At 67.3% G+C, this 22895-nt stretch carries 18 protein-coding genes and 5 tRNA genes; all 23 read right to left on the minus strand.

Annotated features, from left to right (window positions below):
* Positions 1-87 precede the first annotated feature (87 nt).
* Complete coding sequence (rpsG, locus tag ERL55_RS11425; protein ID WP_100324557.1) at positions 88-555, minus strand: 30S ribosomal protein S7; 468 nt, start codon at positions 553-555, stop codon at positions 88-90.
* Positions 556-566: 11 nt separating this feature from the next.
* Positions 567-941, minus strand: coding sequence for a 30S ribosomal protein S12 (rpsL, locus tag ERL55_RS11430; RefSeq protein WP_129136526.1), 375 nt, complete (start codon positions 939-941; stop codon positions 567-569).
* A gap of 316 nt (positions 942-1257) precedes the next feature.
* Positions 1258-5505 carry a DNA-directed RNA polymerase subunit beta' gene (gene rpoC / locus ERL55_RS11435; protein WP_241685755.1) on the minus strand — a complete coding sequence of 1416 codons (4248 nt, stop codon included), beginning with the start codon at positions 5503-5505 and terminating at the stop codon, positions 1258-1260.
* A 116-nt stretch (positions 5506-5621) separates the two neighbouring features.
* Positions 5622-9776 (minus strand): DNA-directed RNA polymerase subunit beta, encoded by a 4155-nt coding sequence (gene rpoB, locus ERL55_RS11440; protein ID WP_129136527.1) that lies wholly within the window; start codon positions 9774-9776, stop codon positions 5622-5624.
* Positions 9777-10120: 344 nt separating this feature from the next.
* Positions 10121-10498, minus strand: a complete 378-nt coding sequence (rplL, locus tag ERL55_RS11445; protein WP_129136528.1) for a 50S ribosomal protein L7/L12 — start codon at positions 10496-10498, stop codon at positions 10121-10123.
* Between the two features lie 77 nt (positions 10499-10575).
* Complete coding sequence (gene rplJ, locus ERL55_RS11450) at positions 10576-11100, minus strand: 50S ribosomal protein L10 (protein WP_100324552.1); 525 nt, start codon at positions 11098-11100, stop codon at positions 10576-10578.
* 373 nt (positions 11101-11473) lie between these two features.
* Complete coding sequence (gene rplA, locus ERL55_RS11455; RefSeq protein WP_129136529.1) at positions 11474-12175, minus strand: 50S ribosomal protein L1; 702 nt, start codon at positions 12173-12175, stop codon at positions 11474-11476.
* Between the two features lie 3 nt (positions 12176-12178).
* On the minus strand, positions 12179-12607 hold the full coding sequence (gene rplK / locus ERL55_RS11460; protein ID WP_100324550.1) for a 50S ribosomal protein L11: 429 nt from the start codon (positions 12605-12607) through the stop codon (positions 12179-12181).
* Positions 12608-12821: 214 nt separating this feature from the next.
* Positions 12822-13394, minus strand: a complete 573-nt coding sequence (gene nusG / locus ERL55_RS11465) for a transcription termination/antitermination protein NusG (RefSeq protein ID WP_129136530.1) — start codon at positions 13392-13394, stop codon at positions 12822-12824.
* A 15-nt stretch (positions 13395-13409) separates the two neighbouring features.
* Positions 13410-13793, minus strand: coding sequence for a preprotein translocase subunit SecE (gene secE / locus ERL55_RS11470; RefSeq protein ID WP_129136531.1), 384 nt, complete (start codon positions 13791-13793; stop codon positions 13410-13412).
* Positions 13794-13858: 65 nt separating this feature from the next.
* Positions 13859-13934 (minus strand) — tRNA-Trp (locus ERL55_RS11475).
* 123 nt (positions 13935-14057) lie between these two features.
* Positions 14058-15248 (minus strand): elongation factor Tu, encoded by a 1191-nt coding sequence (gene tuf / locus ERL55_RS11480; protein ID WP_129136524.1) that lies wholly within the window; start codon positions 15246-15248, stop codon positions 14058-14060.
* Between the two features lie 57 nt (positions 15249-15305).
* Positions 15306-15381, minus strand: a tRNA-Thr gene (locus ERL55_RS11485).
* A 110-nt stretch (positions 15382-15491) separates the two neighbouring features.
* A tRNA-Gly gene (locus tag ERL55_RS11490) sits at positions 15492-15565 on the minus strand.
* Positions 15566-15650: 85 nt separating this feature from the next.
* A tRNA-Tyr gene (locus ERL55_RS11495) sits at positions 15651-15736 on the minus strand.
* Positions 15737-15948: 212 nt separating this feature from the next.
* Entirely contained in the window at positions 15949-17040 is a 1092-nt protein-coding gene (gene ychF / locus ERL55_RS11500; protein WP_129136532.1) for a redox-regulated ATPase YchF, read from the minus strand.
* Positions 17041-17121: 81 nt separating this feature from the next.
* Positions 17122-17703, minus strand: coding sequence for an aminoacyl-tRNA hydrolase (gene pth / locus ERL55_RS11505; protein WP_129136533.1), 582 nt, complete (start codon positions 17701-17703; stop codon positions 17122-17124).
* A gap of 44 nt (positions 17704-17747) precedes the next feature.
* Positions 17748-18374, minus strand: a complete 627-nt coding sequence (locus ERL55_RS11510; RefSeq protein ID WP_129136534.1) for a 50S ribosomal protein L25/general stress protein Ctc — start codon at positions 18372-18374, stop codon at positions 17748-17750.
* 117 nt (positions 18375-18491) lie between these two features.
* Complete coding sequence (locus tag ERL55_RS11515; RefSeq protein WP_129136535.1) at positions 18492-19451, minus strand: ribose-phosphate diphosphokinase; 960 nt, start codon at positions 19449-19451, stop codon at positions 18492-18494.
* A 63-nt stretch (positions 19452-19514) separates the two neighbouring features.
* Positions 19515-19590, minus strand: a tRNA-Gln gene (locus ERL55_RS11520).
* A 78-nt stretch (positions 19591-19668) separates the two neighbouring features.
* Positions 19669-20538, minus strand: coding sequence for a 4-(cytidine 5'-diphospho)-2-C-methyl-D-erythritol kinase (ispE, locus tag ERL55_RS11525; protein ID WP_206733425.1), 870 nt, complete (start codon positions 20536-20538; stop codon positions 19669-19671).
* Positions 20535-21203 (minus strand): lipoprotein insertase outer membrane protein LolB, encoded by a 669-nt coding sequence (lolB, locus tag ERL55_RS11530; RefSeq protein ID WP_129136537.1) that lies wholly within the window; start codon positions 21201-21203, stop codon positions 20535-20537. Before lolB ends, ispE begins: the two co-directional genes overlap by 4 nt.
* Complete coding sequence (locus ERL55_RS11535; RefSeq protein WP_129136538.1) at positions 21200-22876, minus strand: tetratricopeptide repeat protein; 1677 nt, start codon at positions 22874-22876, stop codon at positions 21200-21202. Before ERL55_RS11535 ends, lolB begins: the two co-directional genes overlap by 4 nt.
* Positions 22877-22895 lie beyond the last annotated feature (19 nt).

A 22895-nucleotide genomic window follows, 5' to 3' on the forward strand; every position in this document is an offset into this window, starting at 1 on the left:
TGCGGCCGCCGGGGGCAGCCGCGCCGGCGCCGACCCCGAAGGGTCAGGCTGTGCCGGAATGGGCGCCCCGCGGGACGCCCGGAGGAATCACCAGCGGTAGTGCGCGAACGCCTTGTTCGCTTCCGCCATGCGGTGGGTTTCCTCACGCTTCTTGATTGCGCCGCCGCGGTTCTCGGAGGCATCCATCAGCTCGCCTGCCAGCTTGCGCGGCATGGAGTTCTCGCCGCGCTTGCGCGCCGACTCGATCAGCCAGCGCATCGCCAGCGCACTGCGGCGCGACGCGCGCACTTCCACCGGCACCTGGTAGGTGGCGCCGCCGACGCGGCGGGACTTCACCTCGACCGACGGGGACACGTTGCCCAGCGCCTTCTCGACCAGCTCGAGCGGGTTGGGGTTCTTTTCGCCGATGACGTCCATGGCGCCGTACACGATCTTCTCGGCAATCGACTTCTTGCCGCTCTTCATGACCATGTTGATGAAACGCGCGATGGTGTCGCTGCCGTGCTTCGGATCAGGCAGCACCGAACGCTGCGGAGTATTTCCCTTGCGTGACATGTCTAGTCTCCTCAGCCCTTCGGACGCTTGGCGCCGTACTTCGAACGCGCCTGCTTGCGCTTGGCGACACCGGCGGCGTCGAGCGAGCCGCGCACGGTGTGGTAGCGAACGCCCGGCAGGTCCTTGACACGACCGCCGCGGATCAGCACCACGCTGTGCTCCTGCAGGTTGTGGCCTTCGCCGCCGATGTACGAGATGACCTCGTAGCCGTTGGTCAGGCGCACCTTGGCCACCTTGCGAAGTGCCGAGTTCGGCTTCTTCGGGGTGGTGGTGTACACGCGGGTGCACACGCCGCGGCGCTGCGGGCAGTTCTCGAGCGCAGGCGACGTGCTCTTGTATGTTTCCGGGCTGCGCGGCTTCCGCACCAGCTGGTTGATCGTTGCCATCGTGTCTTTGGTTTCTTTGGTTGGGGCTGGCGCCCGTGCGTGAAAACAAGGGCAGGCCGCATGCGGCCCACCCAGACGGAAAAGTATAGCCCGCGCCGACGCAAAGCGTCAACGCGCACTATCCACCCAGCGACCGCGCACAGGCACGCCGCCGGAACTTCTGCGATCCCGCCCTTCCTGGGCCGAACACGAGGCGCGTCCATGGCGCCTCTTTTCGTGATCTGGGACGGCCCTGGGGCCGTCGAACTGCGAATTGTAACCCAACGGCGGACCGGGAGGGGGGCCGGCTGGCCGCCCCGTCCCTGTCCGCCGGCGATCACTCGCCCTGGCTTGCCTCCGGAGCGGCGGATTCGGCCACGTCCTCGCCGACCTGGCCCGCGGCCATCTCGACGTCGGCGGCCACGCTGCCCGACAGTGCTTCCATCTCCGACTCGGTGAGGCCCGAGGCGTCGCGACGGCGCTGGGTGTGATACGCCAGGCCGGTACCCGCCGGAATCAGGCGGCCCACGATGACGTTCTCCTTCAGGCCGCGCAGGCTGTCGCGGGTGCCGCGCACGGCAGCCTCGGTCAGCACGCGGGTGGTCTCCTGGAAGGAGGCCGCCGAGATGAACGACTCGGTCGCCAGCGAGGCCTTGGTAATGCCCAGCAGGACCGGCTCGTACTTCGCCGGGAGCTCGTTGCGCTTGATGAGCTTGGCGTTGTCCTCGATGGCGCGCTGCTTCTCCACCTGCTCGCCAGCCAGATAACGGCTGTCGCCGGAGTCGGTGATCTCGACCTTGCGCAGCATCTGGCGAACGATCACCTCGATGTGCTTGTCGTTGATCTTCACGCCCTGCAGGCGATAGACGTCCTGGATTTCCTTGGTCAGATAGGACGCCAGCTCCTCGACGCCCTTCAGGCGCAGGATGTCCTGCGGGCTCGGCTCGCCGTCCACCACGGTCTCGCCCTTCTCCACGTGCTCGCCTTCGAACACGATGATCTGGCGGTACTTCGGGATCAGCTCCTCGTGCTCCTCGCCGTCCGGACCCTTGAGGATCAGGCGCTGCTTGCCCTTGGTGTCCTTGCCGAAGCTGACGATGCCCGAACGCTCGGCCAGCACCGCCGGGTCCTTCGGCTTGCGCGCCTCGAACAGGTCGGCCACGCGCGGCAGACCACCGGTGATGTCGCGGGTCTTGGACGCTTCCTGCGGGATCTTGGCGACCACGTCACCCACGCCGACCGGTGCACCATCCTGGAGGTTGACGATCGAGCGCGGCGGCAACAGGTACTGCGCCGGCAGGTCGGTACCCGGGATGTTGAGGTCGTTGCCCTTGCCGTCGACGATGCGCACGATCGGGCGCAGGTCCTTGGCGGCCGAACCGCGACGCTTGGGGTCGGTGATCTCGCGCGAGGCCAGGCCCGTCAGCTCGTCGGTCTTCTCGATGACGGTGACGCCGTCGACGAAGTCGATGAAGCGGATGAAGCCGGCGACTTCCGACACGATCGGGTGGTTATGCGGATCCCAGTTGGCCACGGTCTGGCCGGCCTTGATCTCCGCGCCATCCTCGACGCTGATGGTGGCACCGTACGGGAGCTTGTAGCGCTCGCGCTCGCGGCCGTGCGGGTCGAGCACCGACAGTTCGCCCGAACGCGACACCGCCACGAAGTGGCCGCTGGCATGGCGGACGTGCTTGAGGTTGTTGAACTTGATCGAGCCGGTGGTCTTGACCGTCACGTTGTCGATGGCGGCCGCACGCGATGCCGCACCACCGATGTGGAACGTACGCATGGTGAGCTGGGTACCCGGCTCGCCGATCGACTGCGCGGCGACCACGCCGACCGCTTCGCCGTGGTTGACCAGGTGGCCGCGGCCGAGGTCACGGCCGTAGCACATGGCGCACACGCCAAACGGGCTTTCGCAGGTGATGGTCGAGCGGACCTGGATGGTCTGCACGCCGGCGTCCTCGAGGCGGCTCACCCACTGCTCGTCGAGCAGCGCGTTGCGGGTGACGATCGGGTCCTCGTCGTTGCCCGGCAGGAACACGTCCTCCGCCACGACACGGCCGAGCACGCGGTCGCGCAGCGGCTCGACGACGTCGCCGCCTTCCACGATCGGGGTCATGGTCAGGCCCGCGGTCGTGCCGCAGTCGGTCTCGGTGATCACCACGTCCTGCGCCACGTCGACCAGGCGACGGGTCAGGTAACCGGAGTTCGCGGTCTTCAGCGCGGTATCCGCGAGGCCCTTACGGGCACCGTGGGTCGAGATGAAGTACTGCAGGACGTTCAGGCCCTCGCGGAAGTTCGCGGTGATCGGGGTCTCGATGATCGAGCCGTCCGGCTTGGCCATCAGGCCACGCATGCCCGCCAGCTGGCGGATCTGCGCCTGCGAACCACGCGCACCGGAGTCGGCCATGATGTAGATCGAGTTCATCGACTTCTGCTCGATGGCGACGCCTTCGGCATTGGTGACGGTCTCGGTGCCGATCGTGTCCATCATCGCTTTGGCGACGCGCTCGTTGGTGCGCGACCAGATGTCGACCACCTTGTTGTAGCGCTCGCCGGCGGTGACCAGGCCCGACTGGTACTGCTGCTGGATCTCCAGCACCTCGGCTTCCGCCTCGGCGAGGATGTCCTTCTTCTCGGCCGGGATGGTCATGTCGTCGATGCCGATCGACACGCCGGCGCGGGTCGCGAACGCGAAGCCGGTGTACATCAGCTTGTCGGCGAACACGACCGTGTCCTTCAGGCCGAGCTGGCGGTAGCAGGAGTTGATCAGGCGCGAGATGTTCTTCTTGGTCAGCTCGGTGTTGGCCAGCGCGAACGGCAGGCCGTCCGGCAGGATCTCGGCCAGCAGCGCGCGCCCGATCGTGGTGTCCACAATCGAGGTCTTCTTCTCGCGGTTGCCTTCCTCGTCGATCACGGTCTCGGTGATGCGGACCTTGACCTTGGCGTGCAGCTCGGCGACGCGGTTGTCGTATGCGCGCTTGACCTCGGCGACGTTGGCGAATGCCATGCCCTCGCCCGCCTTGTTCTCGAGCGCGCGGGTCATGTAGTACAGGCCCAGCACGACGTCCTGCGACGGCACGATGATCGGCTCGCCGTTGGCCGGCGACAGGATGTTGTTGGTCGACATCATCAGCGCACGCGCTTCCAGCTGGGCTTCCAGCGAAAGCGGCACGTGCACGGCCATCTGGTCACCGTCGAAGTCGGCGTTGAACGCGGTGCAGACCAGCGGGTGCAGCTGGATGGCCTTGCCCTCGATCAGCACCGGCTCGAACGCCTGGATGCCCAGGCGGTGCAGCGTCGGCGCACGGTTGAGCAGCACCGGGTGCTCGCGGATGACTTCTTCCAGGATGTCCCAGACTTCCGCCTCTTCGCGCTCGACCAGCTTCTTGGCGGCCTTGATCGTCGTGGCCAGGCCACGGCGCTGCAGCTTGGAGAAGATGAAGGGCTTGAACAGCTCGAGCGCCATCTTCTTCGGCAGGCCGCACTCGTGCAGGCGCAGGGTCGGGCCGACCACGATGACCGAACGGCCCGAGTAGTCGACGCGCTTGCCGAGCAGGTTCTGGCGGAAGCGGCCCTGCTTGCCCTTGATCATGTCGGCGAGCGACTTCAAAGGCCTCTTGTTGGTGCCGGTGATGGCACGGCCGCGACGGCCGTTGTCCATCAGCGCATCCACCGACTCCTGCAGCATGCGCTTTTCGTTGCGCACGATGATGTCGGGCGCATTGAGTTCGAGCAGGCGGCGCAGGCGGTTGTTGCGGTTGATGACGCGGCGGTACAGGTCGTTGAGGTCGGAGGTCGCAAAGCGGCCACCGTCCAGCGGCACCAGCGGACGCAGGTCCGGCGGCAGCACCGGCAGCACCGTCATGATCATCCACTCGGGGCGGTTGCCGGACTCGACGAACGCCTCGACCAGCTTGATGCGCTTGGTGAGGCGCTTGAGCTTGGTTTCCGAACCGGTGCTGGCGATGTCTTCCTTGAGCTTCACCATCTCGGCCTGCAGGTCGATCGTGCGCAGCAGGTCGTAGACGGCCTCGGCGCCCATCGCGGCGTCGAAGTCGTCGCCGTGCTCCTGGCGCATCTGCAGGAACTGCTCCTCGTTGAGCAGCTGGCCGCGCTCGAGCGGAGTCAGGCCCGGCTCGGTGACCACGAACGCCTCGAAGTAGAGGATGCGCTCGATGTCACGCAGGGTCATGTCCAGCATCAGGCCGATGCGCGACGGCAGCGACTTGAGGAACCAGATGTGCGCGGTCGGGCTGGCGAGGTCGATATGGCCCATGCGCTCGCGGCGCACCTTGGCCAGCGTCACTTCCGTGCCGCACTTCTCGCAGACCACGCCGCGGTGCTTCATGCGCTTGTACTTGCCGCACAGGCACTCGTAGTCCTTCACCGGCCCGAAGATGGACGCGCAGAACAGGCCGTCGCGCTCGGGCTTGAAGGTGCGGTAGTTGATGGTCTCGGGCTTCTTCACTTCGCCGTAGGACCACGAACGGATCATGTCCGGCGATGCCAGCGCGATCTTGATCGCGTCGAAATCGAGCGCCGGGCGCTGCTGGTTGAAGAGATTGAGCAGGTCTTTCATGAGTGTCTCCGGGATTCGGGATACGAGATTCGGGATGCGTCAGAGCGGGAATCGGGGGTGGGCGTCGCAGCGATTGCCTGCGCGACGCCCGGCCCCCCGGGGCCCGGTCCCGGGTCTCAGTGCTCCTCGAGCTCCATGTTGATGGCCAGCGAGCGGATTTCCTTGACCAGCACGTTGAAGGACTCGGGCATGCCCGCGACCATCTCGTGTTCGCCGTCGACGATGTTCTTGTACATCTGGTTGCGGCCCTGCACGTCGTCGGACTTCACCGTCAGCATTTCCTGCAGGGTGTAGGCCGCGCCGTAGGCTTCCAGCGCCCAGACTTCCATTTCGCCGAAGCGCTGGCCGCCGAACTGCGCCTTGCCGCCCAGCGGCTGCTGGGTGACGAGCGAGTACGGGCCGGTCGAACGCGCGTGCATCTTGTCGTCGACCAGATGGTTGAGCTTGAGCATGTGCATGTAGCCCACGGTCACCTTGCGCTCGAAGCCCTCGCCGGTACGCCCGTCGTACAGCTGCGTCTGGCCACTGACCGGCAGGTCGGCGAGTTCGAGCATCTTCTTGATCTCGGTCTCGGCCGCACCGTCGAACACCGGCGTCGCCATCGGCACGCCGTCGGTGAGGTTCTTCGCCAGTGCCAGAAGCTCGTCGTCGCTGAACTGCGACAGGTCGACGCGCCCGCCGGTCACTTCGTTGTCGTGGTTGTAGATCTGGTCGAGGAAGGCACGCAGGTCGTTCACCGCGGTCTGGGCATCGAGCATGCGCTGGATCTTCTCGCCCAGGCCCTTGGCCGCCCACCCGAGGTGGACTTCCAGGATCTGGCCGATGTTCATGCGCGACGGCACGCCCAGCGGGTTGAGCACGATGTCGACGGTCTGGCCATCGGCCATGTACGGCATGTCCTGCACCGGCACGATGTTGGACACCACGCCCTTGTTGCCGTGGCGGCCGGCCATCTTGTCGCCCGGCTGGATGCGGCGCTTCACCGCCAGGAACACCTTGACCATCTTCAGCACGCCCGGTGCGAGGTCGTCGCCCTGGGTGATCTTGCCGCGCTTGTCCTCGAAGCGACGGTCGAACTCCTTGCGGTGCGCGTCGATCTGCATCTGCGCACGCTCGATCGCCTCGACCGCTTCGGCGTCCTTCATCCGCAGCGCGAACCAGTCGGTCCGCTTCAGGCCGTCGAGCACCGCCTCGGTGACGGTGTCGCCCTTCTTCAGGCCGGCGCCGCCGTTGGCGACCTTGCCGACGAGCTGCGACTTCAGGCGCGCGTAGATCGCACCCTCGAGGATGCGGAACTGGTCGTCGAAGTCCTTCTTGACGCGCTTGATCTCGGATTCCTCGATCTGGCGCGCACGTTTGTCCTTCTCGATGCCGTCGCGGGTGAAGACCTGCACGTCGATGACGGTGCCGTCCATGCCCGGCGGCACGCGCAGCGAGCTGTCCTTCACGTCCGAGGCCTTCTCGCCGAAGATCGCGCGCAGCAGCTTCTCTTCCGGGGTCAGCTGGCTCTCGCCCTTCGGCGTGACCTTGCCCACCAGGATGTCGCCGGCGCGTACTTCGGCGCCGATGTACACCACGCCGGACTCGTCGAGGCGGTTCAGTGCCTGCTCGGAGACGTTGGGGATGTCGGCGGAGATCTCTTCCGGCCCGAGCTTGGTGTCGCGTGCGACCGCGGTCAGTTCCTCGATGTGGATCGTGGTGTAGCGGTCTTCCTTGACGACGCGCTCGGACAGCAGGATCGAGTCCTCGAAGTTGTAGCCGTTCCACGGCATGAACGCGACCAGCATGTTCTGGCCCAGGGCCAGCTCGCCGATGTCGGTCGACGGGCCGTCGGCCAGCACGTCGCCGCGCGCGATCACGTCACCCACGACCACCAGCGGACGCTGGTTGATGCAGGTGTTCTGGTTGGAACGCGTGTACTTGATCAGGTTGTAGATGTCGACGCCGGCATCGGTCTCGCCCGAGATCTCCTCCTCGTGCGCCTTGACCACGATGCGGCCCGCGTCCACCTGCTCGACCACGCCGCCACGGCGCGCGTTGACGGTCACGCCCGAGTCGCGCGCAACCGCGCGCTCGATGCCGGTACCCACCAGCGGCTTCTGCGCACGCAGCGTCGGCACCGCCTGGCGCTGCATGTTGGCGCCCATGAGCGCGCGGTTGGCGTCGTCGTGCTCGAGGAACGGCACCAGCGCGGCCGCCACCGACACGGTCTGCATCGGCGACACGTCCATGAAGTGCACTTCCGCCGGCGGCTTGAGCAGCGACTCGCCCTGGTAGCGCACGTCGACGAACTGCTCGCTCAGGCGGCCGTCGTCGTCCTGCGGCGCGTTGGCCTGGGCGATGACGTACTCGTTCTCCTCGATCGCCGACAGGAACTCGATCTCGTCGGTGACCTTGCCTTCGACCACGCGGCGATACGGCGTCTCGAGGAAGCCGTAGCGGTTGGTGCGGGCGAACACCGCCAGCGAGTTGATCAGGCCGATGTTCGGGCCTTCCGGCGTTTCGATGGTGCACACGCGACCGTAGTGCGTGGGATGCACGTCGCGCACTTCGAAGCCGGCGCGCTCGCGGGTCAGGCCGCCCGGCCCGAGGGCCGAGACACGGCGCTTGTGGGTGACTTCCGACAGCGGGTTGTTCTGGTCCATGAACTGCGACAGCTGCGAGGAGCCGAAGAACTCCTTGACCGCGGCCGCGACCGGCTTGGCGTTGATGAGTTCCTGCGGGGTCAGGCCATCGGCCTCGGCCATCGTCAGGCGCTCGCGCACGGCGCGCTCGACGCGGACCAGGCCCACGCGGAACACGTTCTCGGCCATCTCGCCGACCGACCTGACGCGACGGTTGCCCAGGTGGTCGATGTCGTCGACGCCACCACGGCCGTTGCGGATCTCGGTCAGCACGCGGATCACGTCGAGGATGTCGGAGCTGTCGCCGTTGGCCTCGCGCAGGCGCGCGGAATCCTCGTCCTTGCGGTCGGCGAAGTACTTGGCGTCGTACAGCACCGACGCGCCTTCGGTTTCCTTGCGGCCGAGGCGGCGGTTGAACTTCATCCGGCCCACGCCCGACAGGTCGTAGCGCTCGAAGGTGAAGAACAGGTTGTGGAACAGGTTCTGCGCGGCGTCCTTGGTCGGCGGCTCGCCGGGACGCATCATGCGGTAGATCTCGACCAGGGCCTCGAGCTGGGTCTTGGTCGGGTCGATGCGCAGCGTGTTGGACAGGTACGCACCGCGGTCGAGGTCGTTGACCCACAGCGTGCCGATGGCGTCGATGCCGGCCTTGCGGAACGCGGCCAGCTGCTCTTCGCTGATCTCGTCGTTGGCGGTGGCCAGCAGTTCGCCGCTGGCGGCATCGACGATGTCATGCGAGAGGATGCGGCCGAGCAGGTACTCGTCGGGCACCGCGAGCGCGGAAATGCCCGAGGCCTCGAGCTGGCGCACGTGGCGTGCGGTGATGCGGCGGCCGGCCTCGACGATGACGGTGTCGCCATCGGCCAGGTCGAAGTCCAGGGTCTCGCCACGCAGGCGCTCGGGCACGAGCTCGAGCTGCACGCCTTCGGGCAGGATGTGGAAGGTGTTGATCTCGAAGAACTCGTTGAGCATCTCCTCGTTGGAGTAGCCCAGCGCGCGCAGCAGGATCGACACCGGCAGCTTGCGGCGACGGTCGATACGGGTGAACAGCGCGTCCTTCGGGTCGAACTCGAAGTCCAGCCACGAGCCGCGGTAGGGAATGATGCGCGCCGAATACAGCAGCTTGCCCGAGCTGTGGGTCTTGCCACGGTCGTGGTCGAAGAACACGCCCGGCGAGCGGTGCAGCTGGGAGACGATGACGCGCTCGGTGCCGTTGACGATGAAGGTGCCGTTGCCGGTCATGAGCGGGATCTCGCCCATGTAGACCTCCTGCTCCTTCACGTACTTGATGGCCTTGGCCGACGACTCGCGGTCGTAGATCACCAGGCGCACGGTCACGCGCAGCGGGGCGCCGTAGCTGAGGCCGCGGTTGCGGCACTCGCGCTCGTCGAACACCGGCTCGCCGAGCTTGTAGCCGACGTACTCCAGCGCGGCGTAGCCGTTGTAGCTGACGATCGGGAACACCGACTTCAGCGCGGCGTGCAGGCCGCGGTCCTCACGCTTGGCGGGATCGATGTCGGCCTGCAGGAACTCGCGGTACGAGTCGACCTGGATCGCGAGCAGGAAGGGCACCTCAAGGATGCTCCGGCGCTTGCCGAAGTCCTTGCGGATGCGCTTCTTCTCGGTAAAGGAATACGTAGTCGTCATGAGCAATGACCGCCTTTGGCATCTGGGGCTGCGCGTCCGCAACCCTGGGGACAGACCATCTGTGTCGATGGTCCCGGGGGAAACCGCCAGTCGGAAGTTGCTGGTATTGCCGGCACCAGCACGCCTTCTCCCGCTACTTCCGAATGGCGACTCTTGGATGGAACATTCCTGGATCGAACAGGAACTGCTGATTCGCGACTGGTGGCCGCACGCCCGGATACCGGGGCGCCCGCATCACGGCGGCGAATCAGCAGTTGCCGCACCTGCAGCAACGGCCAAAAGCCGGGGGCTTTCGCCCCCGGCCTCGGTGGTCGCCTGAACGGGTCGGGCGACGCAAGGACCGCTTACTTCAGCTCGACGGCAGCGCCGGCGGCCTCGAGGTCCTTCTTCAGCTTCTCGGCTTCGTCCTTCGAGACGCCGTCCTTCACGTCCTTCGGGGCGCCTTCGACGAGGTCCTTGGCTTCCTTCAGGCCCAGGCCGGTGATGGCGCGCACGACCTTGATGACCTCGACCTTCTTCTCGCCGGCGGCCTTCAGGACGACGGTGAACTCGGTCTGCTCTTCAGCAGCCGGGGCAGCAGCAGCGGCCGGGCCGGCAGCCATGGCGACCGGAGCGGCGGCGGACACGCCGAACTTCTCTTCGAACGCCTTGACCAGCTCCATCACCTCGACGAGGGACTTGTTGCCGATGGCTTCCAGGATTTCTTCGTTGGAAAGGGACATTGTAGTTACCTTGATTGACTGGTTTCGAAACGGCTAGATGATTGGATGCGTACCGAATGCGGCATCCATCAGTGACTTCAGGCGGCCTTGGCCTGGCCGACCGCGTTGATCACGCGGGCGGTCGAGGCGGCGGGCTCGGCAAGAACGCGGGCAAGCATGGTGGCCGGCTGGGCCATCATGCCGACCAGCATGGCCAGTGCCTGTTCGCGGGTCGGCAGCGAAGCCAGGACATCCACATGGGTGCCCGGGTACTTCTGTCCACCAACCGCGACCAGACGCGGCTTCAGCTTGTCAGCGGTCTTGGCGAAGTCCTTGATGAGGCGGCCGGCGGCACCCGGATCTTCCTTCGAGAAGGCATACAGCAGCGGACCGGTCAGGTCGTCGGCGATGACGGCGTAATCGGTGTCGGCAACTGCACGCGACACGAGGGTGTTCTTGACTACCTTGAGGTAGACCCCGTTGTCGCGCGCCTTCTTGCGCAGGTCGGTCAGCTGAGCGACCGTAAGACCCAGATACTCGGCGGCGACCAGCGAGTGCGCCGATGCGGCGACCTCGGCCAGTTCGGCAACGACTTCCTTCTTCTGGTTCAGATTGAGAGCCATTGCACTCCTCCGTACTTCAACTCCGCCCGCGGCTCCTGCCGCCGGCGGTCCAAGAGCGGCACCGGTCCATCGATGCCGGGAAGGCCGAATGGCCTTCCGGGTGGCAGCCTTCTTCCGGATTCGAAACCAGCATGAATCTCAGAGGGTCGGCGACCATCTACGCAGGCCCGCGATGCTTGCGCATGCACAGGATTAAGCGCTCAGCGCTGCAGCGGCGGCGACTCCCTTGCCATTCGAGCGTCCCTGCCCGTCGCCGTTGCATCGTCGACCGCGCCTGCGGTCTTTGACGGCGCCGCGCCGGGACCTTCGGTCCGTTTGCGAAGCCCTCAAAATTTGTGGAGCAGGTGGCGCCCGGAGGCGCCACCGTCGGACATCACTTCAGCGACAGCGAACCCTGGTCCACGGCAACGCCGGGGCCCATCGTCGAGCTGACGGAAATCTTCTGCAGGTACTGGCCCTTCGAGGTCGCCGGCTTGGCCTTGACCAGGTCGGCCAGAAGCGCCTGCAGGTTGGTCTTCAGGCGCTCGGCGTCGAAGTCGGCCTTGCCGATCGTGCAGTGGATGATGCCGGCCTTGTCGGTGCGGTAACGCACCTGGCCACCCTTGGCATTCTTCACCGCTTCGCCCGGGTTCGGGGACACGGTGCCGACCTTCGGGTTCGGCATCAGGCCGCGCGGGCCGAGCAGCGTGCCCAGCTTGCCGACGACGCGCATCGCGTCCGGCGTGGCGATCACCACGTCGTAGTTGAGGTCGCCACCCTGCATCTTCTCGGCGAGGTCATCCATGCCCACCGCGTCGGCACCCGCGGCCAGGGCCTCGTCGGCCTTGGCGCCGGCCGGGGCGAACACCGCCACGCGCACGGTCTTGCCGGTGCCTTCCGGCAGCACGGTCGAACCACGGACCTGCTGGTCGGACTTGCGCGCGTCGACGCCGAGGCGCACCGCCACGTCGACCGCTTCGTTGAACTTCGCCGTGCTGAGATCCTTGACGATCTTCAGCGCGTCGTCGATGGCGTAGGTCTTGCCGGGCTGGACCGCGGCGGCGACTGCCTTCTGGCGCTTGGTCTGCTTTGCCATGTCTTAGCCCTCCACCGTCAGGCCCATGCTGCGGGCCGAGCCCGCGATCGTGCGCACCGCCGCTTCCAGTTCGGCCGCCGTCAGGTCGGCTTCCTTGGTCTTGGCGATCTCTTCGAGCTGCTTGCGGGTGACCTTGCCCACCTTCTCGGTGTTCGGGCGCTTGGAGCCCGAGGTCACGCCGGCGGCCTTCTTGAGCAGCACGGCAGCAGGGGTGCTCTTGGTGATGAAGGTGAAGGTACGGTCCGAGTAGGCCGTGATGATCACCGGGACCGGCAGGCCCGGCTCCATCTTCTGCGTGGCGGCATTGAAGGCCTTGCAGAATTCCATGATGTTCAGGCCGCGCTGACCCAGCGCAGGACCGACCGGCGGCGAGGGGTTGGCCTGACCGGCCTTCACCTGCAGCTTGATGTAACCGACGACTTTCTTTGCCATCTGCGTGTTCTCTCCGGGTGCAAGCGCCTGGGAAGGCTCCCCATCGGGCCGGGATCAATGTCGATCAGGAGCGGCACGCGTCCCGGCGTCGCCTTGCCACTCACACGAAGGGCCACCTGCGGGGTGGCCAATACGGATGCCCGGCTCGACCGGACAGGGAGCCGCGCAGTATAGCAGGTTGGAAAGCCACCGCCAGTGCAGCCGGTGGCGCGGTTCAGGCCTTCTCGACCTGCCCGAATTCGAGTTCCACCGGGGTCGAGCGGCCGAAGATCAGCACGGCCACGCGCAGGCGGCTCTTCTCGTAGTTGACTTCCTCGACCACGCCGTTGAAGTCGTTGAACGGGCCGTCGATGACGCGGACCATCTGCCCGGCCTCGAACAGGACCTTGGGACGCGGCTTCTCGACGCCATCCTGCACGCGCTGCAGGATCGCATCGGCCTCGTCGTCACGGATCGGCAGCGGCTGCGCCGCGGTGCCACCGATGAAGCCCATCACCTTCGGGGTTTCCTTGACGAGGTGCCAGCTCTCGCTGTCGATGCGCGGGATGCCGCCCTCGTCGTGGGTGGCGATCTGCACCAGCACATAGCCCGGGAAGAACTTGCGCTCGGAGCGGCGCTTCTGGCCGGAGCGCATCTCGATGATCTCTTCGGTCGGCACCAGCACGTCGCCGAACTTGTCCTGCATCTCGGCACGGACGATGCGGTCACGCAGCGCCTGCGCCACCGACTTCTCGAAGCCGGAATAGGCATGCACCACGTACCAACGCTTGTCGGCTTGGGTTTCCATCAGCTCGTCAACTCCTCAGTGCCCCAGAAACAGCCGCAGCAGCCACTGGATGACGGTATCGAAGCCCGCGAGCACCAGCGCGATGATGATCACTGCGATGATCACCACCCAGGTCATGCGCATGGCTTCCTGGCGCGTCGGCCAGACCACCTTGCGCAGCTCGAAGCGGGTCTCGGCAAAGAACTCGCGGGTCTGCGCGCCCTTGGCCGTGGACATCATGAACACCGCGGCGCCGGCAGCGACGCCGGCAACCACGGCGAGGATCCGCGCAAAGCCCGGCCACTGCCCGGAGAACCAGTAGAACGCGAACAGGCCGGCGACCACCAGCAGGATCGACACCGCGTACTTGACGATGTCGGCGGCGGACGCGGTCTTGGATTGTTCGACTCGGCTGTTCACTCGGGCTTCGCTGCTGTGGTCGTGCCGACCGGAAGGTCGGTCATGTGCGGGCGGATCCGCCTGTCTGGCACGCCAGGAGGGACTCGAACCCCCAACCTGCGGTTTTGGAGACCGCTGCTCTGCCAATTGAGCTACTGGCGTGTATGGATGAAACGGTGTCGCGACAGCCTGTCCTCAGACGACGAAGGCGGACCGGGGTTCCGGCCCGCCTCGCTGGCTGCGGCGAAGCGGTGGAATCGCCTGGGACGATTCCACCCTTGCAGCTTACTTGATGATCTTGGCGACGACGCCGGCGCCGACGGTGCGGCCACCTTCGCGGATCGCGAAGCGCAGACCTTCGTCCATCGCGATCGGGTTGATCAGCGAGACCACCATCTTCACGTTGTCGCCCGGCATCACCATCTCGGTGCCTTCCGGCAGCTCGACCGCACCGGTGATGTCGGTGGTGCGGAAGTAGAACTGCGGGCGGTAGCCCTTGAAGAACGGCGTGTGGCGGCCGCCCTCGTCCTTCGACAGCACGTAGACTTCGGCTTCGAAGTCGGTGTGCGGCTTGATCGAACCCGGCTTGCACAGCACCTGGCCGCGCTCGACGTCGTCACGCTTGGTGCCGCGCAGCAGCAGACCGGCGTTGTCGCCCGCCTGACCCTGGTCGAGCAGCTTGCGGAACATCTCGACGCCGGTGACGGTCGTCTTCTGGGTGGCGCGGATACCGACGATCTCGATTTCCTCGCCCACCTTGATCACGCCGCGCTCGATGCGCCCGGTCACCACGGTGCCGCGGCCCGAGATCGAGAACACGTCTTCCACCGGCATCAGGAAGGTCTTGTCGATGTCGCGCTCCGGCTCCGGAATCCAGGTGTCGAGCGCCTCGACCAGCTTGATGATCGCCGGCACGCCGATGTCGGACTGGTCGCCTTCCAGCGCCTTGAGTGCCGAACCGTGGATGATCGGGGTGTCGTCGCCCGGGAAGTCGTACTTCGACAGCAGCTCGCGCACTTCCATCTCGACCAGCTCGAGGAGCTCGGCGTCGTCGACCATGTCGGCCTTGTTCAGGAACACCACGATGTACGGCACGCCGACCTGGCGCGCCAGCAGGATGTGCTCGCGGGTCTGCGGCATCGGGCCGTCAGCGGCCGAGCACACCAGGATCGCGCCGTCCATCTGCGCCGCACCGGTGATCATGTTCTTGACGTAGTCGGCATGGCCCGGGCAGTCGACGTGCGCGTAGTGGCGCGTCGGGCTTTCGTATTCCACGTGCGAGGTCGAGATCGTGATGCCGCGGGCCTTTTCCTCAGGCGCCTTGTCGATCGCGTCGTAGGCGTGGAACTCGCCGCCGAAACGCTCCGCGCCCACCTTCGTCAGCGCCGCCGTCAGCGTCGTCTTGCCGTGGTCGACGTGACCGATCGTGCCCACGTTCACGTGGGGCTTGGTGCGCTCGAACTTGCCCTTGGCCATGATTGGTATCTCGATTGAACGGTTGGATGTGTCGGTTGGATCGGGGGGCGGCGGAAATGGTGCTCACGAAAGGAATCGAACCTTCGACCTCCTCCTTACCAAGGAGGTGCTCTACCGACTGAGCTACGTGAGCACGGGTGTTCCCGCTCCTTCCTGCCCTGCGCGATGCTTCTGGCATCGCCCGGCGCTTCCTGCGCCTCTGTAGAACCCGTGGATGGTGGCGGCGCTGTCGCGAGACGTCAATGGAGCGGGAGACGGGAATCGAACCCGCACCATCAGCTTGGAAGGCTGAGGTTCTACCATTGAACTACTCCCGCGGACTGCGGAGCCGCACACCCCGCATGCGATGGACTGCCTGCGGTTGGAACTGTTGCGGACCGTCAGACGGACCGCGATGCAACGTGGTGGAGGGAGGTGGATTCGAACCACCGAAGGCGTAAGCCAGCAGATTTACAGTCTGCCCCCGTTGGCCGCTTGGGTATCCCTCCGGAACCGGCCCGTAGGCCAGAACAGAGCCCGCAATTCTGGACTGACACCCCGGGGCTGTCAACGCCTGTACAGGCTTCCGGGACAACTTTTTCACGCCTGCGCCGATCACGCGGCGCTTTGCCGGACGCGGGTTGCGGAACCGCACGCATTGCCAGGCTGCCCGCGCGCGTCGCGCATGGCCTGTCGGGCCCGGATCCGCGTGCGCAGCCGCTCAGACGTTGAAGCGGAAATGCATGACGTCGCCATCCTTGACGATGTAGTCCTTGCCCTCCAGCCGCCACTTGCCCGCCTCCTTGGCACCGGACTCGCCGTTGTAGCGGATGAAGTCGTCGTAGCCGACCACTTCCGCGCGGATGAAACCCTTCTCGAAATCGGTGTGGATCACCGCGGCGGCCTGCGGCGCGGTGGCGCCCACCTTCACCGTCCACGCGCGCACTTCCTTGACGCCGGCGGTGAAGTAGGTCTGCAGGTCCAGCAGCCCGTAGGCGGCGCGGATCACCCGGTTGAGGCCGGGCTCGTCCAGGCCCAGGTCGGTCAGGAACGCATCGCGGTCGGCATCCTCGAGCTGCGAGAGTTCCTCCTCGATCGCCGCCGACACCGGCACGACCTCGGCGCCCTCGCCCGCCGCGCGCTCGCGCACCGCGTCGAGGTGCGGGTTGTTCTCGAAGCCGTCCTCCAGCACGTTGGCGATATAGAGCACCGGCTTGGCGGTCAGCAGGAACAGGTCGCGGATCGCGGCGCGGTCGTCATCCGACAGCGTCAGCGCGCGCACCGGCTGGCCGTCGGCGAGGCCCTTCTGCACGCGGCCGAGCACCTCGGCGCGGGCCTTCGATTCCTTGTCGCCGGTCTTGGCCGAACGCTCGGCACGCTGCAGCGCGCGCTCCACCGAGTCGAGATCGGCGAGCGCGAGTTCGGTGTCGATGGTCTCGATATCGGCGATCGGATCGACCCGGTTGTTGACGTGGATGACGTCCGGGTTCTCGAAGCAGCGCACCACGTGGGTGATGGCATCGACCTCGCGGATATGGGCCAGGAACTTGTTGCCCAGCCCTTCGCCGCTGGCCGCACCGGCCACCAGCCCGGCGATGTCGACGAACTCGACGGCCGTGGGCACGACCTTCTGCGGCTTGATGATGTCGGCCAGCGCGTTCAGGCGCGGGTCCGGCACCGGCACCACGCCGACGTTGGGCTCGATGGTGCAGAAGGGGAAGTTGGCCGCGGCGATGCCGGCCTTGGTCAGTGCGTTGAAGAGGGTCGACTTGCCGACGTTCGGCAGGCCGACGATGCCGCATTTGATGCCCATGACGTCCGGAACCTGGATTGGGAATTCGGGATTCAGCGCTCGATGCAGGCAGCGCCTGATCGAACCCGGAATCCCCAATGCCTAATCCCGCCCGGTATGCAGCCTGGTCATCGCATCCATGAAGTTGCCCTCCACCGCCAGCGGCAGCACGTCGAGCGCATCGTCGATCGCGCGTGCGATCAGCACGTCGTCATCCGCACTGGCGCGTCCGAGCACCCAGGGTGTCACCTTGTCCTTGCTGCCGGGATGGCCGATACCGACCCGCAACCGGTGGAAACGTGCGTGGCCGAGCACTCGCGTGATGTCACGCAGCCCGTTCTGCCCGCCGTGGCCGCCATCGAACTTCAGCCGCGCGGTGCCGGGCGGCAGGTCGAGCTCGTCATGAGCGACCAGGGTGGACCCGGGTTCGATCTTCCAGAACTGCAACGCCGCCAGCACCGACTTGCCCGAGAGATTCATGAACGTCGCCGGCCGCAGCAGCCTGACCGACTGCCCGCCGATCTCGACCCGGGCGGTCTCGCCGAACAGCTTCGAATCCACGGCGAAGCGGCCGCCGAAACGCTCGGCGACGGCATCGACGAAACGGAACCCGGCGTTGTGCCGGGTCCGCTCGTAGTCGCGGCCCGGATTGCCCAGGCCGACGATGAGACGCAATCCTTCCATTACGCAGGCTGCGGGCGCGGCACGTGGCCACGCCCGCGTGCCGGTCACTCGGCCTTGTCGCCTTCCGCGCCTTCCTCGGCGTCGTCGGCGGCTTCCACGCGGGCGTGGCGGGCCACGGCGATTGCGGGGTTGTGCGACTCGTCGATCGGGGTGGCGGGCTGCACGCCCTCCGGGAACACCACGTCCGACATGTGCACGGTGTCACCGACGTTCATGTTGCCGAGGTCGACCTCGATGTTCTCCGGCAGCTTGCCCGGCAGGCACAGCACCTCGATCTCGTTGAGTTCCTGCGTCACCACCACGCCCGCGGTCTTGCCGGCCGGCGAGGTGTCGACGTTGACCATGTGCACCGGGACGCTGGCGCGGATCGCCTCGTTCTCGTTCACGCGCTGGAAGTCCAGGTGCATGATCAGCTGGCGGTACGGGTGGCGCTGCATGTCACGCAGCAGCACCTTCTGCACCTGGCCGTCGAGGTTGAGGTCGAGGATCGACGAGTAGAACCACTCGTTCTGGCTGGCCAGCCAGACCTTCTCGTGGTCGAGCTGGATGTTGACGGGGTCGATGCCCCCGCCGTAGACGATGGCCGGGATCTTCGCGGCGTGGCGGAGGCGGCGGCTCGCACCCTTCCCCCCGTCCTCGCGGCGCTCGACCTTGATTTCATGCGTAGACATGTTGATTCACTACCCTGGTTGGAAGACCGCCGGGTGGCGGTCGGTGTGGGCAGCCCCGCGACCAGGGCTGCCCTCGAATGCCGCGCACGCAGGCGTGCACGGCGGAAACTGCAACGGTCAGTCGACGTAGAGCGAGCTCACCGACTCGCCGAAGGCGACGCGGCGGATGGTCTCGGCCAGCAACTCTGCGACGCTGAGCTGGCGGATCCGGCCACAGCCGCGCGCGGCCTCCGACAGCGGGATGGTGTCGGTGACCACCAGCTCGTCGAGCTGCGACTTCGAGATGTTGTCGATCGCCGCGCCCGACAGCACCGGATGGGTGCAGTAGGCCACGACCTTGGTGGCGCCGTTCTCCTTCAGCGCCGCGGCAGCCGCGCACAGGGTGCCGGCGGTGTCGACGATGTCGTCGACCAGCACGCAGGTCTTGCCCTGCACGTCGCCGATGATGTTCATCACCGTCGCCACGTTGGCGCGCGGGCGGCGCTTGTCGATGATCGCGAGGTCGGCATCGTCCAGGCGCTTGGCGATCGCGCGGGCGCGCACCACGCCGCCGACGTCCGGGCTCACCACCACCATGTTGTCGGTGCCGTGTGCGCGCCAGATGTCGGCCAGCAGCAGCGGCGAGGCGTAGACGTTGTCGACCGGGATGTCGAAGAAGCCCTGGATCTGGTCGGCGTGGAGATCGACGGTCAGCACGCGGTCGGTGCCGACCGAGCCGATCATCTTCGCCGCCACCTTGGCGGTGATCGGCACGCGCGAGGAGCGCATGCGACGGTCCTGGCGGGCGTATCCGAAGTACGGGATCACCGCGGTCACGCTGGCCGCGCTGGCGCGCTTGAGCGCGTCGACCAGCACCGCGAGCTCGACCAGGTGCTCGGCACTCGGTGCACAGGTCGGCTGCAGCACGAACACTTCCTGCCGGCGCACGTTCTCCTCGATCTCGACCTGCACTTCGCCGTCGGAGAATTTCGACACCAGCGCCTTGCCGAGCCGCGTGCCGAGTTCACGGCAGACCGACTGCGCAAGGGGCTTGTTGGCATTGCCTGAGAAGATCAGGAGGTTGCGATCTTCTTTCATGATGACGACTCCGCTCCGCTCTGACCGTGGCGGGATGTGGGGAAGGAACGCCGCGGACGGCGATGGCAGGGGCGGCAGGATTCGAACCTGCGAATGCCGGGATCAAAACCCGGTGCCTTAACCACTTGGCGACGCCCCTGTTGAATCGGGATGACCAGCCTTCCGGCTGCTCGATGGAATCGGGAAGAGGCCCCATGACCTGCTCCCGACCCCGGAATCACTGCCCCAGCGCGTCCAGCAGCGGCGAGCGCGCCGCACCGGCCACCACCCGGGCCCTGAGGCCCGCGGGCAACGCGGAAAGCGCAGCTTCGGCGCCCTCGCGGCTGGCGAATTCGACGAAGCAGCCGCTGCCGGTGCCGGTCAGCCGCGCGCGGCCGACCTGCGACAGCGCGACGAGCGCGGCATCCACGGCCGGCTCGCGGCGACGCAGCACCGGCTCGAACACGTTGCCGAGCGGAGCACCCGAAGCGAAGCCCGGTATTGTCGCGGGCGCGGCATTACGCGTCAATTCGGGGTCCGCGAACAGCGCCGCGGTCGGCACCGACACCCCCGGGTCCACCAGCAGGTACCAGGCGGGCGGCAGGTCGATCGGCGTCAGCCGCTCGCCCACGCCCTCGGCCCAGGCGTTGTGGCCATGCACGAACACCGGGACGTCGGCACCCAGACGCAGGCCCAGTGCGGCCAGCCGGTCGCGGGGCCAGCCCAGCCCCCAGAGACGGTCGAGCGCGAGCAGGACGGTCGCCGCATCCGACGATCCGCCGCCGTAGCCGCCACCAGCGGGGATGCGCTTTTCGATGCAGATGTCCACACCAAGGCTCACATTCGCCTCTTTTTGCAGGAGTTCTGCCGCGCGTACCAGCAGGTCGTCATGCGCATCCAGCCCGGGGAGCGTCTCGCCGACGCGGTGGATGCGCGGGTCCGCACGCGGGCGCAGGAACACCGTATCGCCCCAGTCCAGCAGCCGGAAGGCGGTCTGCAATTCGTGGTAGCCGTCGGGCCGGCGCCCGGTCACGAGCAGGAACAGGTTGAGCTTCGCCGGCGCCGGCCATGCACTCCAGCCGTGACCCGGATCCGCTGTGACCGTCACAGCGAGTCCGGGGTATCGCCCAGCTGCCAGGCGTCGACGAGGAGCCGCACGCGGGCATCGTCGCGCTGTGCGTTGATGCGCAGCGGCAGGCCCCCGGCCACGCCCGCGGCGTCCGCCTGCCATGCCGGGTAATCGATGGTCCAGCCATCCTGGTGCAGGCGCAGCAGCTGGCCGGTGGCGTCGTATTCGACCTGGGCGGGGCCGAAGCGCGCCGGGTCGGCACGCATGCCCGCGGCCCAGTCCGCGAGCGCGCCGACCGGAATCTCGAGCCCGGTGGCGTCGCGGACCAGCGACTCCGCATCCGCACCTTCACGCGGCCCGCCCTCGAGGCCATCGATGCGTGCGCGGCCGTCGGCGTGGCCCAGCAGGCTCCAGCTCTGGCGGGTGACCGGGGCGCTCAGCGTCACCCGGTACTCGCCGCCCTGCTGCCGCCATTCGATCCGGCCATTGCCGCCCTCGCGGCCCCGGGCCAACGCGACGCGACCATTGAAGGCGATCACCGGCTGCGCGCGCAGCGCCTGCTCGCGCGCCGCCAGCCGTGCCTGCGCGGCATCCAGTTCGGCGCCCACGAGTACCGCCGCAGCCGGCGCGGCGACCTGCCGGGTGGTGGCGCAACCCGCAAGCACCAGCAGCGCCAGCGCGATCACGACAAGGCGCGCGCTCACAGCTCCGCCCCGGTGGATTCCAGCGCACGGCGCAGCGAGCGGTTCTCCGGATCGAGCGCCATCGCCTTGCGGAAATACTCGCGCGCCTCGTCACGGCGACCCATCACCCACAGCACCTCGGCCACGTGGGCGGCGACTTCCGGATCCTTCATCAGCGTCCACGCGCGCCGCAGCTCAACCAGCGCCTCGGCGTTGCGCCCGAGGCGATAGAGCACCCAGCCGTAGCTGTCGACGATGGCGGCGTTGTCGGGCTCGGCCACGCGCGCGCGGTCGATCAGCTCCAGCGCCTCGCGATAGCGGTCGGTGCGGTCGGCCAGCGTGTAGCCCAGTGCATTGAGCGCGGCCACGTTCTCCGGCTCCATCACCAGGATGCGGCGCAGGTCGGCCTCGGCACGCGGGATGTCGTCGCGGCGCTCCCACATCAGCGCGCGTGAATACAGCAGGGCGCCGTCGTCGGGATGCGCGCCCAGACCGCGGGCATACGCATCGGCCTCCGCATCGGGGCGCTCGTCGGCGCGGTGCAGCTCGGCCTCGAGCAGGTAGGCATCGCGGCGCAGCTCGTCGTCGGCCGAAGCGTCCCCCTGCAGCGCGCGCAGCGCGGCGAAGGCATCGTCGTGGCGATCGAGGTCGTGCAGCACCTTGGCGGTGCGCAGCCGCGCGACCCGCCGCGGCTCGCCACCCGGCACGCTGGCATACCACTCCAGCGCATCCTCGTGACGCTCCAGGTATTCGGCGATCTGCCCCAGCATCAGCCGCCAGCCGGGCTCCGGCGACGCGTCCTGCTCGCGCAACTCGTCATACAGCGCGCCCAGCGCCTCGCGGTCCTCGGCCTTCACCAGCAGCGATGCGCGCAAGCCGTAGCTGCGCGTGTCCTGCGGGCCGATCGCCATCACCCGCGCCGATTCCAGCGGTGCGCCCAGCGCGTCGTACTCGGCGGCAATCGCCAGTCGCAGTTCCGGCGACAGCCGCGCCTGGTCCTCCACCCGCGCCAGTGCCTCGCGCGCGTTTTTGATGTCGCCATCGGCCCGCAGCTTCGATGCGCGCAACAGCGCGACCCGCGGTTCGTCGGGAAAGCGCTGCATCACCTCGTCCAGGATGCGCGCGGAAATATCACCGCCCAGCTGCTGCGACAGGCCACCGAAGGCCAGCCATGCCTGCAGGTCGTCGGGAATCGCACCGGCATCCACCAGCCTGCGGACCATCCGCGCGGCGTCCTCCGGCTCGCGGTGACCGGCGCTGATCGCCGCCAGCGCGTGCCGCCATCCGGCGGGATCCGGATCGGCCAGCAGCGCCACCAGCTGGCGGCGCGCGGCGCGCTCGCGGCCGCTGCGCAGCAGCCAGGTTGCCTCGATGCCCTGCATCGCCAGCGTGGGCGGCGCGCTGCGCTTCCACAGCGCCAGCGCCTCGCCGGCACGCGCGTCGTCGTTGGCCAGCAGCGCGATGCGGGTCGCGCGCTCCGACAGCGCCGGATCGTCCGGCGCCGCGCGCGCCGCGCGCAGATAGGCGTCGGCGGCCTCGTCGAGACGACCGGCCTGCAGCGCGAATTCGGCCGCCATGGTCGCGCCGAGCAGTTCGCCGGAGGCCGGTTCACGGGCGGAAACAGCGCCAGCGGCCAGCGCGATCGCAAGCACCAGGGCGGCGGGGCGCAGGGCTGAACGGGACCAGTCAGGCATTGGCGGCGTGGTGGCCGTA

This window comes from Luteimonas sp. YGD11-2 (assembly GCF_004118975.1).
GTDB lineage: Bacteria > Pseudomonadota > Gammaproteobacteria > Xanthomonadales > Xanthomonadaceae > Luteimonas > Luteimonas muca.